At 34.8% G+C, this 13,123-nt stretch carries 15 protein-coding genes; 9 read left to right on the forward strand and 6 right to left on the reverse strand.

The window, feature by feature from the left end; all coding sequences use genetic code 11:
* Window positions 1–287: 287 nt before the first annotated feature.
* Window positions 288–797 (reverse strand): GNAT family N-acetyltransferase, encoded by a 510-nt coding sequence (locus tag MUB18_RS09835; RefSeq protein ID WP_045753514.1) that lies wholly within the window; start codon window positions 795–797, stop codon window positions 288–290.
* 781 nt (window positions 798–1,578) lie between these two features.
* Between MUB18_RS09835 and MUB18_RS09840 the strand changes: the two genes are divergently transcribed.
* Window positions 1,579–2,868 carry a sensor histidine kinase gene (locus tag MUB18_RS09840; RefSeq protein ID WP_248755770.1) on the forward strand — a complete coding sequence of 430 codons (1,290 nt, stop codon included), beginning with the start codon at window positions 1,579–1,581 and terminating at the stop codon, window positions 2,866–2,868.
* A gap of 151 nt (window positions 2,869–3,019) precedes the next feature.
* Here the strand turns inward: MUB18_RS09840 and MUB18_RS09845 are convergent, their stop codons facing one another.
* Both MUB18_RS09845 and MUB18_RS09850 read right to left on the reverse strand, forming a co-directional pair.
* Window positions 3,020–3,823, reverse strand: coding sequence for a DNA alkylation repair protein (locus tag MUB18_RS09845; RefSeq protein ID WP_248755771.1), 804 nt, complete (start codon window positions 3,821–3,823; stop codon window positions 3,020–3,022).
* Complete coding sequence (locus MUB18_RS09850; RefSeq protein ID WP_045753520.1) at window positions 3,820–4,458, reverse strand: peroxiredoxin-like family protein; 639 nt, start codon at window positions 4,456–4,458, stop codon at window positions 3,820–3,822. The genes MUB18_RS09845 and MUB18_RS09850 overlap by 4 nt, the downstream gene beginning before the upstream one ends.
* A gap of 92 nt (window positions 4,459–4,550) precedes the next feature.
* Between MUB18_RS09850 and MUB18_RS09855 the strand changes: the two genes are divergently transcribed.
* The 4 genes from MUB18_RS09855 (at window position 4,551) to MUB18_RS09870 (ending at window position 6,669) form a co-directional block, all read left to right on the forward strand.
* Complete coding sequence (locus MUB18_RS09855) at window positions 4,551–4,892, forward strand: winged helix-turn-helix transcriptional regulator (RefSeq protein WP_045753521.1); 342 nt, start codon at window positions 4,551–4,553, stop codon at window positions 4,890–4,892.
* 41 nt (window positions 4,893–4,933) lie between these two features.
* On the forward strand, window positions 4,934–5,440 hold the full coding sequence (locus tag MUB18_RS09860; RefSeq protein WP_248755772.1) for a GNAT family N-acetyltransferase: 507 nt from the start codon (window positions 4,934–4,936) through the stop codon (window positions 5,438–5,440).
* A gap of 207 nt (window positions 5,441–5,647) precedes the next feature.
* Window positions 5,648–6,070 carry an NUDIX hydrolase gene (locus MUB18_RS09865; RefSeq protein WP_045755405.1) on the forward strand — a complete coding sequence of 141 codons (423 nt, stop codon included), beginning with the start codon at window positions 5,648–5,650 and terminating at the stop codon, window positions 6,068–6,070.
* A gap of 167 nt (window positions 6,071–6,237) precedes the next feature.
* Window positions 6,238–6,669, forward strand: a complete 432-nt coding sequence (locus tag MUB18_RS09870; protein WP_248755773.1) for a nuclear transport factor 2 family protein — start codon at window positions 6,238–6,240, stop codon at window positions 6,667–6,669.
* A 157-nt stretch (window positions 6,670–6,826) separates the two neighbouring features.
* Here the strand turns inward: MUB18_RS09870 and MUB18_RS09875 are convergent, their stop codons facing one another.
* Entirely contained in the window at window positions 6,827–7,264 is a 438-nt protein-coding gene (locus MUB18_RS09875) for an RrF2 family transcriptional regulator (protein ID WP_045753523.1), read from the reverse strand.
* Between the two features lie 44 nt (window positions 7,265–7,308).
* Window positions 7,309–7,671, reverse strand: a complete 363-nt coding sequence (locus MUB18_RS09880; protein WP_094772277.1) for a hypothetical protein — start codon at window positions 7,669–7,671, stop codon at window positions 7,309–7,311.
* Window positions 7,672–7,795: 124 nt separating this feature from the next.
* On the opposite strand from MUB18_RS09880, the gene MUB18_RS09885 reads away from it, so the two are divergent.
* The 3 genes from MUB18_RS09885 to MUB18_RS09895 all read left to right on the forward strand — a co-directional run bounded on the left by MUB18_RS09885 (window position 7,796) and on the right by MUB18_RS09895 (window position 11,077).
* Window positions 7,796–8,188 (forward strand): group III truncated hemoglobin, encoded by a 393-nt coding sequence (locus MUB18_RS09885; protein ID WP_248755774.1) that lies wholly within the window; start codon window positions 7,796–7,798, stop codon window positions 8,186–8,188.
* A gap of 348 nt (window positions 8,189–8,536) precedes the next feature.
* Entirely contained in the window at window positions 8,537–8,959 is a 423-nt protein-coding gene (locus tag MUB18_RS09890) for a Fur family transcriptional regulator (RefSeq protein ID WP_045755095.1), read from the forward strand.
* Window positions 8,960–9,019: 60 nt separating this feature from the next.
* Entirely contained in the window at window positions 9,020–11,077 is a 2,058-nt protein-coding gene (locus tag MUB18_RS09895; protein ID WP_248755775.1) for a heavy metal translocating P-type ATPase, read from the forward strand.
* Between the two features lie 74 nt (window positions 11,078–11,151).
* Here the strand turns inward: MUB18_RS09895 and MUB18_RS09900 are convergent, their stop codons facing one another.
* Window positions 11,152–12,027, reverse strand: coding sequence for an SIR2 family protein (locus MUB18_RS09900; protein ID WP_248755776.1), 876 nt, complete (start codon window positions 12,025–12,027; stop codon window positions 11,152–11,154).
* 364 nt (window positions 12,028–12,391) lie between these two features.
* On the opposite strand from MUB18_RS09900, the gene MUB18_RS09905 reads away from it, so the two are divergent.
* Window positions 12,392–13,114, forward strand: a complete 723-nt coding sequence (locus MUB18_RS09905; RefSeq protein ID WP_094772279.1) for a ferritin-like domain-containing protein — start codon at window positions 12,392–12,394, stop codon at window positions 13,112–13,114.
* The last annotated feature ends 9 nt before the right edge of the window (window positions 13,115–13,123 follow it).

A 13,123-nucleotide genomic window follows, 5' to 3' on the forward strand; every position in this document is an offset into this window, starting at 1 on the left:
TATTACTTAAAGTACATAGAATAGGTAGATTATGTATGAAACAACAATAGTTTTCACGACTATTCTGCATGATTTATTGTAATAGTGTTTCTAAAATGCCTCCGGAGCAAGTTGCCTCTATTTTTTAAAAAATTTAATGAAATAGAGAAATTGATGGTAAAAGGAATGCTTGTGCACTTTTTTATTGGTGGATTGTTCAATAGATAGCCTTTAAATCTATCTGTATTAAGAAGATTATTATATAACTTATTGATTATCGAATTTAGATGCCAAAAGTAGGGGATGTTCTATTCCTTATTTAAGTAGGATTTTAATTCTATTTCCATCCAAATTGTGCAGGCATAATGGCCTGAATTACCAAGACATTTATCAATCGTCACAAATCCAATTTTTTCATATAAAGATACAGCCTTTTTTAGTTGTGGGAAACTCTCCAGATATAGTTTAGAATAGCCTAGTTTATTGGCACTTTCAATTGATTTTTGCAATAGTAATCTACCGATGCCCTTTCCTCTTGAATCAGGAGCAAGATAGAATTTCACCAATTCCGCATATCCTGAAGGTAGATCAACAGTGGGGTAAATACCACAACCGCCCAATAACACGTTATTTTGTTCAGCTACCCAGTAAACAGCATTTTCCTGATTAAAAAGAGAAAATAAATCATCTGTTGTAGGATCTGTATATACAGTACCTTCTTTTGTGAGCATAAATTCGTCAAAAGTGTTTCTGATAAGCTTTGCAAGTATCGGATTATCAGTTTTTTCAATGCTGCGTATATTGATTTTTTCCTTCATTTAGTATTGTTGATTTATTATTTTAATAATTTTGAAATATAAGATAAATGAAAATTTTAATGAAGTGTTAGATCTATATTAAATTGTACTTTTTAGGTATTTGTCATTGAGTTAACGCAGGTTACTGCTTTTTATAAACCTATTTGTTGCAATTCCAGTCTGTTTTAAAAAGGACTAATAAAAATGACTTGAATCTGTAAACCCAAAATCCTGTACGATTTCTGAAACAATGCCTCAAGCTGAATCCGTTTTATAAAAAAATATGGTTAAATGTACAAAAAAAGTAATCTTTTATACAATTTTTCCGTCATTCGGATTTCTAAATTTGCAGTCAAATAATCGAATAAATGTTAACGAAAAATAAGAGCCGACTGGTAATACCAATAATGGCGTTTTCAGCCGGGACAATTGTTGCCAATGTTTATTATAGTCAACCTATCTTAAAGGATATAGCGGATACACTCGGTAAACCCGAAGAATCAGTTATCTGAAATATATTTGGGACAGAAGTGATCGATTTTAAATCTGTATGAAAAAGTTGTGAAGACCTCATAAATTTTACTAGTTTTGTTCCATAAAATTCGCGTCTCGTTTACTCGTTTGAATTGTATTGCAAAGAAGTGATGTGCACCTATATCGTATGCTCATCTTCATTCTGTTTAGCAGCAATAGTATGGATGTTACTATTTGCAAAGTATATAAAAACAAGTAAAGTATAATGAGAATTGCATAGCTATATGATTTAAAGCTATAACGAACTACCTAAAAAAATGTTCATTTAATGACCACTACGTTGTTTACATTCGTGAAACAAACCTTTAATAAACTCACGAATGTGGGGGTTTATCCAGATATGCCATATGTGGAGTCAAGATATACTAAATTGATCAACATATTGAATTGGATTGGAATGTGCTGCATGTTTACCTATGTTATTATCAATTTCACTAATGAACGCTATTTTCTCTCTTTTTTAAATTTGTTAAATGTATGTGATGCTGCTACTGTTATTTTTTTGAATAAATCAAGAAAGTATTTGAGTGCAAGATTAGTGATGGTCGGTTCAAGATTGGTTATTTACACCATCGCCGGATTGTATTTTCATAATGGGGGCGAATACTTTTTAGTGGCTTTATTGATTACAACTAGTCTCATGTTTGATACTAAGTGGATCAGATTTTCTTTGTGTTCTTTAATTTTTGTAGCCTGTGCAGCCGTTATTTTGTTTCCACAGCCGCCATTGCTCGGTTCACCAGTGCCCAGAGAGCAGGCTTATGTCAATATGATTGTAGGGATCATGCTGATCGTAGGTGTGGTCACTTATTTTAAGAGTATTCAAAGAAATTATCAACGAGAAGTGGAAAAGCAACGGCAAGCATTATTTTCTCTCAATAAGGACAAGGAAAAGATGTTTTCGATTCTAGCACATGACATCCGTAGCCCGATGGCTACTTTAGAAAATCTACTGCAGGTCTTTCATCAAGACCTACTGACCGCTAATGAACGTGTTGAAACAATAGGACTACTAAAAAATCAGGTATCTCAACTGGGATCAGTTATTGATAATTTATTGCGATGGAGTGTACGTGGAATGCAGGGTATCCAAACCTTACCAGTTGTTTTTGTTCTCCAACCTTTGTTTAGAGAGATCCTTCAATTTTTTGACTTACTGATCAGGCAGAAACAACTCACGATTCATATCAATGTTCCTGAACGGTTAGCATTAGTAGCAGATTATGATCAAACAGCTGTTATTTTAAGAAATTTATTAAGTAATGCTGTTAAATTCAGTAAAACCGGTGGGCGCATTACGATTACTGCAGTCGATCGGGTTAATGAAATTGATATTCTTATTAAAGACGAGGGTATGGGAATGGATGACCGTCGCATAAATATGCTGTTTACATCATCACAATTTTCCTCCCGAGGGACAGCGGGAGAAAGAGGGTTTGGATTAGGATTGATTTTATGTGCCGAATTTACAAGATTGAATGGTGGTACAATTCATGTAAATAGTAAACCTAATAAAGGTTCCACTTTTACTGTTTCTTTGCCTAAAGGTGAAATTTAGTATTTATCAGCTCTGGTTGCCATGCTGACTATTCTATATCCTCTGCTCGCCCTATGATTTACTTCAGGTCCATTGATTTATCACATCAAACCTGCACTAATTTTTAACGATTGAAACTATCCATGGGATAATTCAAGAATACTCTTTTACGCTAAGCTCCAATTGTCCTTAAAGCTTTCTTAATGATGTAATTGGTTTCTTTTGTTTCACTTTCTTTTTTCCAGCGTTGACATACCGAACGCACAAAATTTGCTTGTGTTTTACTGGCATCGTTGAGCCAGTTGCCTACACTATCCTGTACGTATCGCTCCGGATCAGATCGTAGTGGTTCTAAAATTTCCAGTGCTAACTCCGGATTTCGTTTGAGAATATCAATATGTTCGCACCAAACACCTCGTGGTCTTGTCGATTCGCTACTAAATCTTCTTATATTTTTGTCTTCATCTGAAGTCCAACGAGCGAGGATGCTGATACTGGTTATTAAATTGCTTGCGATCTGATGCCGTACTGCCATCCAACTAATTTCCCTTACTCCGAAATGTGTATCTGCAGAAAAAGGTTTAATCTGTTCCAATATTTGATCAATGCTCAGTTGTTGATTTTTACCAATCGTATAAGTTGCCCAACATCGAGCCATATCGGCTTGATGATGGGCAAGTATCTTTAAAAATTGCTGATCACCATTTTTAACTGACTGCTCAAAAAGAATAGTTCCGATAGCTTCATTGATGGTGTTTACCGTTTGTTTTTTCAACTGATCGATGGCTGATATAACTGGATCTAGATATACTAACCGATTATGTTCATGTAATATATGTGCTAATAAAGAGCGTTGGTCAATAGCCAACCACTCTACGAGATTTGCTGTTTCTATTTCTCCACGATTTAATTGTATTAAAATATCTGGAGTAAGATCTTGAGTTGATCTTGCACCTTTTCTTTTTACTTCCATCATAACTGATCTATAAGGTCTTGAATATTTACTCTGTTCATATAGTTACTATCAACAAATTGATAGATTATGGTATAGTCTGTGTCAATAATATATACAGCGGGAATGGGTAATTCGTTATGATCATTTTTGTTATAATCAGACAGGGAGATTCCTAGTTTCTCGTAGGTGTCGATTGCATATTTTGGTAGTTGAAATGAAATACCAAGCTGTTTGGCTAACAGATGATTTTGATCGGTCAATAAATCAAAATTCAATTTATGGCTAAGTTCTAATTCTTTATTATTATCCTCAGATTGAGGAGTTATTACCACTAATGTTACATCTTTTTGATGAAGAAGCTCTAAATGATCTTGCAGCGCTTTGAGTTGCAGATTGCAATATGGACACCAAGTGCCGCGAATGAAAGCGACGATTACTTTACCTTTTTTTAGCAGTTCATGTAAATGGATCAATTGATTATTGGTATTTCTTAAATTGAAATCAGGAAATTTATAACCCACTTGTATGCTGTTTTGGTCAATTTTGCTGTTTTTCAAATCTTCAATAGATTGACTAAAAACATTGATAATTTCTGCGGGTAACTGCTTTGCTAAGTTTTGGTTAATTTCTTCTATTTTCTTTGCTAAGTTTGTCATGCGATATGATTTGTTTTTGCAAATATTTAAAAGTAAATTCAGAATGACAATACCGCATATTATTATCCCTATGGGATAAAAAAGTCAATTTAATGAAAACAAAGCAACAAGCGATAATAGAAAAAATATGTCCATTGGAATTTGCTGTAAATACCATAAGTGGAAAATGGAAAATTCCCATTATTTGGCGAATCAATGAAGGGGAGAAGCGTCCAAGTGAAATGTTGAGAGGAATAGTAAGTGTGGACAGACGGGTATTGAATCAACAATTAAAGGAGCTGGAGGGGGATGGAATCTTAAGTAAAAAGAGCTTTAATGAATTGCCTCCTCGTGTTGAATATACGCTTACACCTCTTGGTGAAAAACTGGTGGAAGTGCTGTGGAAATTGAATGCTTGGGGAGAATTGTTAATGGAAGAAAAAGCAAATAATTAAGTCCACTGGATAAGGGTTCTGCTGTAAAATGTAATAGTATAATGATTGATAGTATAATGATTGATGTTTATTTGGTAAAGTTTAAATCACAGGATTTTGATGAATACTTTCAACTTGTAGGTGACGCTCGGGTTATGGAAATGATTACGGAACGAGCGATTCCAATAGAGGAGGCTCAAGTTGATTTTGAGCAACTGATCGATAATAATAAGTTGAATGAGAATTTTGGCAATTTCAAAATCTTAACCCTATCATCAAACGAGTTTGTTGGCCTTGCAAAATTAGCACTTCATGAGGAAGATCAGGTTGAAGCGGAGCTCGGGTATATGATTTTGCCTTACTATTGGGGTAAAGGAATCGCGAGTCAAGTCGCTAGACAATTAATCGAGCATGCGAAACAGCAGCAATCACTGGAAAAGTTAGTAGCCATTATTGATCCGAAAAATATTCCATCGAGAAAGATTCTGATCAATCATGGTTTTGTTTCGAAAGAGTTTAAGGATTTCGATGGATTGCCTGGTGAGATTCTGGAATTGGATTTGAAATGAAGGTGTGCTGAAAATCTCATAAGTACTCCTATTACGTGTTGATTTTTAGGAGCTCTTTAGTGTGTGCTCAAGGAGAAAGACCAATCATTATGCAGAAGATAAACCTTACTGCATTTATTTTTACAAAGTTTATAATAATTGAATCTTTCTATTGATTTTCCTGTAAAAATTGGTAGATTATCTTATCATACATTTAAAGTTTTTAATATGCATACAATATCATCACGTCTTCATACCGCAGGTCTGATCACACTAAAGGATCATAAATTATTGCTTGCTTATAGCAATAATAAAAAAGCATGGTATCTGCCTGGAGGTAAGGTAGATCAAGGAGAGAACTCATTGCAGTCGTTGAAAAGAGAAATAGAAGAGGAACTGATGATCGCGTTAGATCCTGAAAGGTTAAGATTTTATTGCCATATCACAGCTCCAGCATATGGTGAAATTCCTGTGGTGATTATGGAGCAAGATTGTTTTATATATGATCTTCAAGAAGATATCAAACCTAGTAATGAAATCGGAGAAGTTCGTTATTTCTCGCGAGCAGAATATTTAAAAGAACAATTTCAAGTTGTTGGTGTATTGATGGTTTTTGATCAATTGGAGGCTGACCATTTGGTAGGCGCTTAATACTTTACCTTTATTTTTCTGCTGTTTACCGAGTTTTAGCTATTGTTGATCTAAATGTAATAAAATTGATTGTTTACTTGTCTTAATTTTGAATCAGAAAGTTGAAAGAAATATTTGATTGACTAACTGATCACTAAAGAAAACTAAATCTATAAAATAAAGACATTATGAAAACATTAGTAAAAACATTCACAGCAGCAGTATTGGTAGCAATTTCGACCTTGACCATCGCCGCTGAACGTCCGGAAAAAGCAATTAATCTATCTACTGCAGATTTTGCTATCACTCATTATGTAGAAGTGATCACGGAAGGGCAATCGCTTGGACTGGAACAATTATTTGCATCAGATTATAGTCAAAAGGTACATGGCAAAAATATCAAAACAAATAGTAGAGCTGAAGTGATCAGTTTTTTGAAGAAGCAAAAAGGGTATCAGTTAAACTGCAAAACAACAACTTCAATTTTAGAGAAGTCTGCAAACTATATGGTGGCAAAAATCACGATGCAGTTTGAAAATTTTACAAGAATGGAATTGGTTACCTTAATCAATGAAGGCGGTGTCTGGAGAGTTTCTAAATCAATCAATAGTTATTTGTAGGAATTGTTTAATTAAGTATCATATGTTTATGTAGGTCCTGTCGAGAGATAGGACCTTTTTTGTTGAGTTTTTCTTTTCAAATACGATCGTTCGATGTTACATGTATTATAATATGTTCGCTGTGAATACTCCTAAATAAAAATAAAGGAGTGAATTGTCATTTATATAAAGTAACACTTCCTTTTATGAGTTGGAGATTAAACTGTCCGATACTTGTCTTTTTGAGCATACTGCTTAATTGATTTCTTACTTTTTTAAAATCATGGTGAAGTGGACATGGATTTTTTTCCGAGCAATAATCTAATCCCATGCCGCAACCTGTAAAAATCTGTTCGCCATCTATGGCTAATACAATATCAGCAATGGGCTTTTTTAATCCTTCTGGATCAATAAAGAATCCACCATGGGGCCCTTTTGAAGATTGTATTATACCTACTTTACTCAAGTTTTGAAGAATTTTCCCTAAGAAGGGTTCCGGAGACTTTACTTTTTCAGCAATTTCTTTAATACCTACCTTTCGTCCCTCTTGAGAGCTTTGAGCGATATAAAATACCGCACGGATGGCATATTCACAGGTTTTAGAAAAAACACCCATTTTTTGATTCTATTAATTGTCGTATTTTATGCAAAGATACAGCTCTAATTGGTATTTAAGACATTCTGTACACGTTCCATATGATCCTTTTTATGTATGGAAAGCCTGATGATGCTATTCTCAGTTGCCTTAAGATTGTGAATTATGGCTCCTTCTATGCCAATGAGATCTCCTTTTGTCATGGTATGCATAACGCCTGCAATATTTAAGTTGATGGATCCTTCCTGGATGTGTATGACAATAGGAAAGGGGCTTTTATGATCGACCATCAGTACTCCTTTTGCTAGACATATCCGGAGTTCTTTGGTCGATGATGTTTCTAATAAAAGCGTCACTATTGGTTTTTCTGATGCATGAGATACTCCTTGATATAGCGATACAGGCGTGTTGTTTTTATTCATTTCCATGTCAGTTTTTTTTTGATTAACACAAATATAGTAATAAAAGACTTTTAACTCTTTTAATTATGATTATATTTGATCATACATATAATACTGAAAATAATCGTTTTATTAATTATGTACCGGGCATATGAAAAAGAAAGATATCACAACACTAGCAGATATTCAATTACTTGTTGATACATTTTATGGGCGGGTTCGTGAGGATTTGCTTATTGGGCCCATCTTCAATAATTTATTGGAAGGACGTTGGGAGGAACATTTAAAAAAAATGTATAGCTTTTGGCAAACTATTTTGCTGGAAAAGCATAGCTACTTTGGAAGTCCATTTCCACCACATGCTGCCATGGCGCTTACTAATGCGCATTTTGATGCTTGGTTAAAGCTTTGGTATCGTACAGTGCACGAATTTTTTGAAGGAGAAAAAGCCGATGAAGCGATTCATAGAGGAGAGAAGATGGCCACTATGTTTTTATCTAAAATCAACTATTTTAATAACCTAAAGACTAAACCTCTCACTTAACACTCCCAAACCACCTTTTGAAAAGTAATTAAACCCTGTTGGCTCTACATTAGAGTATTGATATTTGAAGATATATGATCATGTTATGGATAAAATGTAATTAAAATATCATCCATTTTGCAAGGGCTAATGTTGACATCAGAAAGGTGGTATCTTAATTGTTGATGATAGTTTATTAATACATATCCATTTGAAATTATTAAGATGTACAGTTTATATATTTATATGTAAATTTCAGTAGCATAATCAATCATTTTTTTGATCGTATTGCTGTACAGCACGTTTGGTGGAAGATTAAATCTGGCTTTAAAAATTAAAATGGATGATATCCGGTTTAAAAACAAGTAAATGAATAGCGAAATTGAGAATAAACTTCGAGATAAAAATACGAAGCCAACGAGTATGCGGATTTTGGTTTACGATTTTTTGGCTTCACAACATATTGCTTTATCGTTGTCGGAAATGGAATCCCATTTCTATCCTGCAGACCGAATAACACTTTACCGCACACTCAAAACTTTTGAAGAAAAAGGTATCGTCCATAGTATACAAGAAAATAATACAAGTAAATACATACTCTGCCATGATGACTGTAATGAGGAAACCCATAAGGATTGGCATCTTCATTTTTATTGTAAGATCTGTAAGCAGACCACATGCCGGACAGATATCAGCTTTTCTTCACCCATTAATAGTGCAGTTCGAATGGATGAGGTTCGATTTTTTGCTAAAGGAATCTGTGAAAACTGTATGAATGAAACTATGCAATAGTATTGCATCTCATGAGTGAGTATCTTTGGTATTATTAATAGGTTTAAGAAATCTTATACAATGACTACACAACACAAACATACGTATGATCAGGCTGGAAATCAGCTTTGCTGTACAGAGGCGACAAAGATATATACACAAGCTGGTGCTCCTGAATTGGTTGACCATCAGAACAAATGTAAAGGTCATGATCATGAGGGACACGATCATACTAAACATAGTGATGATGATGGGCACAATCATGATCATGTAGCAGGCAGTCCATTGAAACTGTTTGCTCCTGCAATCATCTCTTTTGTACTTTTGATGGCAGCTATTGCTTTGGATAATTGGATGGCACAAGAGTGGTTTGAAGGTTGGATAAGGGTTGTATGGTATGTAGTTGCGTATGTTCCTGTGGGTTTTCCTGTTATTAAAGATGCGGTTGTCAGTATACGTAAGGGTGATGTTTTTTCAGAATTTTTATTAATGGTTATCGCTACCCTTGGTGCATTTGCTATTGGTGAATATCCCGAGGCTGTGGCAGTCATGCTATTTTATGCTGTTGGTGAAGTTTTTCAAACTTTAGCTGTATCAAGGGCTAAAGGAAATATTAAGGCGCTTTTGGATCAGCGCCCAGACGAAGTTACTATTTTGATCGATAATCAGCCACAAATCATAAAAGCTGCAAATGCAGAGATCGGATCTATTATTCAATTAAAACCAGGAGAAAAATTAGGTTTAGACGGTGAATTACTATCGGATGAAGCTTCTTTTAATACAGCCGCTTTGACTGGAGAAAGTAAACCTGATCGTAAATCAAAAGGTGACTCTGTCCTTGCGGGAATGATCAATTTGAATATGGTCAGTATGGTTAAGGTAACGACTTCGTATACAGATAGTAAATTGAGTAAGATCCTAGAGCTGGTACAAAATGCAACGGCTCAAAAAGCACCTACTGAATTGTTCATCCGTAAATTTGCAAAAGTATATACGCCAATAGTTGTTTTTCTAGCGATCGGTATTTGTTTATTGCCAGCGCTGTTTGTAGCAGATTACATGTTTAGTGACTGGTTATATCGGGCTTTAGTATTTTTAGTGATTTCTTGTCCCTGTGCTCTAGTTATTTCTATTCCTCTGGGTTATTTTGGAGGAATAGGTGCAGCCAGTCGCAATGGTATATTGTTTAAAGGAAGTAATTTTCTGGATACGCTAGCGACTATACAACATGTGGTCATGGACAAAACGGGCACCATGACTGAAGGGATCTTTCAGGTACAAGAAGTTAATTTTAATTCAGATTTTGATCAGGCAGTAATCTTAAAAATGGTGAATGCCTTGGAAAGTAAAAGTACCCATCCCGTCGCTACAGCTATCCATCAGTATGTCGGTGAGGTCGATCCCAACCTTCGCTTAGATCAAGTGGAAGAAATTGGGGGACATGGATTAAAGGCTGCAGTGGATGGAAAACAATTGCTGGTGGGCAATTTTAAGTTAATGGATAGATTTAATGTCCGTTATGATATTGACCCCGCTACGATTGTATATACGGTGATTGCTGTTGCGTATGATGGTCAGTTTGTTGGTTATATTACTATTGCGGATAGCATTAAAGCCGATGCATTAGATACCATTAAACAGTTGCACAAACTAAATGTAAAAGCAACTATGCTAAGCGGAGATAAAATCACTGTTGTTCGCTATGTGGCTGATCAATTGGGTATTGATCAGGCTTTTGGAGATCTGTTGCCCGAAGATAAAGTAAATAAGCTAAAAGAAATCAAAGCACAACATCAACGGGTGGCATTTGTTGGAGACGGTGTCAATGATGCTCCGGTTGTGGCGTTAAGTGATGTAGGGATTGCAATGGGTGGACTAGGTAGCGATGCGACCATTGAAACTGCAGATGTAGTGATTCAAGATGATAAGCCATCCAAAATACCAGTCGCGATTCGTATAGGTAAGCAGACTAAACGCGTTGTATGGCAAAATATTACATTAGCTTTTGTGATCAAAGGAATTGTACTGATCTTGGGAGCAGGTGGGATAGCAACGATGTGGGAGGCTGTTTTTGCAGATGTCGGTGTATCTTTGATCGCTATATTGAATGCGGTACGAATTCAAAAAATGAAATTTTAATATGATCGTAATACGTTTGTTTATTTCAAAAAGCAAACGTATTATATCTTTTATCTCTATATGATCGGTATTCGCTATAATTTGAGCTTAATGCTGTTTATTATTTTTTGATAATACTTCGATTTATTTTCTTCATCGATAATCTCAACTTTCACATCATTAGCACGTAATAGCTGAATTTTATCGGATGAATCATTCACATATTTGTTTGGGATATAATAGTAGATCTGATTTTTTATAAAAGTATTTTTCTTATAAAATTTGTTTCTCGCTCGGTAGGTCAAAAGCCACCACAGGTCGATCTCTACAAAATCTAATGAAAGTCCGAAAATATGAATGTCAGTAGTGAAGAAAAGGTCGATCCAGGATTGTAAAACCATTTGTCTTCCTGCCTGTAACCTTCTGATCAGAGAAGCTTTATATATTTTTGTGCTTGCTGAATAATTTGGTCCATTGACAACGTAATCTCGCATTTTTTGTAATTGCCCGCAGTAATGTTCATAACCTAGATTAATAGAGAAGGGATTATTGCAATCTCCATGTATATGCCAGTAAGTCTTGTTTAAAGAATGATATTTTCTAAATACACTGTATGTCGTTTCATTTACCAGACTAGTTTTCTCTTTCGGATGTGTACCGGCTAAACTGAAATCATAATTGGTTGTCATGATATTTTCAACCGATAATTCCCTAATCAGTTCGTGAAGCTCATTTTGTTGGATATTAGAAACGGCATCAGCAATAAAGGTTTTAAGTTCCTTTTCATCCATGTGTTGTTGCTGTATGGCGCTTAAAAATATCTCTTCATAGAGCATAGGAAATGGTTTCCGACCATTTTCTAAAGTTTGAACATGGTATTTGTTTTTGATGCTAATTAACAGATCATTCCAACTTGTTCCTTTGTTGATATTGTTGATGTCGTTGCCAATGAGTAGTGCTGTATTAGTCATGATCATTAATTGTCTTGATAATAGCTTGATTAATCTATTTGATCTCTTGTAATATCGTTATTTTTTATTATTCTACCTGAAATTGATTTAATTTTATTATCCACAAAGTTATGCAACCGAAATGTCATGGTGGGCTACATCTGGTTTGGATGTATTTTTTTAAATCTAAGCACGTTAATAAACAGTTTTTTTGATTAATTGAACTAAAAAATATGAAGAGACACTGTTATTGTGCTGATATCTAATGATTTAAACGGGTTTTTAAATTATTTATTAAAAAAAGTAAAATTGTCCAATCCATGGAGTAACAGTTCTCGTATATAGTTTTAGAAACTAAAATTATACACTAAAAAACGAATATGTTATGGAAAAGATGTCATCTCAAAAAGAGTGTTTAATCGATGAAAAAGAACACCTCGATAAAAAAGACCTTCATAGAAGGGATTTCTTAAAATTTACTGGTGCTGGACTTGCCGGTGTCGCTTTGTTAGGTCTTTCAAGTTGTAAAAAGGATCGTAATGACGATGTTGATATGGGCGGTGATGGTTTTTATTTTGGTAGTGGCGACATTGCTATTTTGAATTATGCTTACGCACTGGAACAGCTTGAAGCTGCATTTTACATTAAAGTTGTAAACAGCCCTTTTTCTGGTATTACAGACATGGAAAAGAGCTTTTTTACAGACATTCGCGATCATGAAATTGCACATCGTGAGTTTTTCAAAAAAGCATTAGGAGACAAAGCAATATTAGATCTGGAATTTAATCTCTCGGGGATTAACTTTTCTAGCCGTGACAGCGTATTGGCTACAGCAAAAACATTTGAAGATCTAGGGGTATCTGCCTATAATGGCGCAGGATGGTTGATCAAGGATGTATCTTATCTACTGTTAGCAGGCAAGATCGTTTCAGTGGAAGCTAGACATGCTGCATGGATCAGAGATCTTATTGATAATGGAAGTTTCGCTAATCAGGAGGTCATCGATTCAAATGGTCTTGATGTTGCAAAAAGTCCTAGCATAGTGCTGCAAGCTGCTGCCCCTTTTATCAAATCTAAAATTGATGTAAAGGATTTACCTACTTACTAACTTTTTTAA

Origin of the sequence: Sphingobacterium sp. PCS056 (genome assembly GCF_023273895.1) — a bacterium.
Classification (GTDB): Bacteria; Bacteroidota; Bacteroidia; order Sphingobacteriales; family Sphingobacteriaceae; genus Sphingobacterium.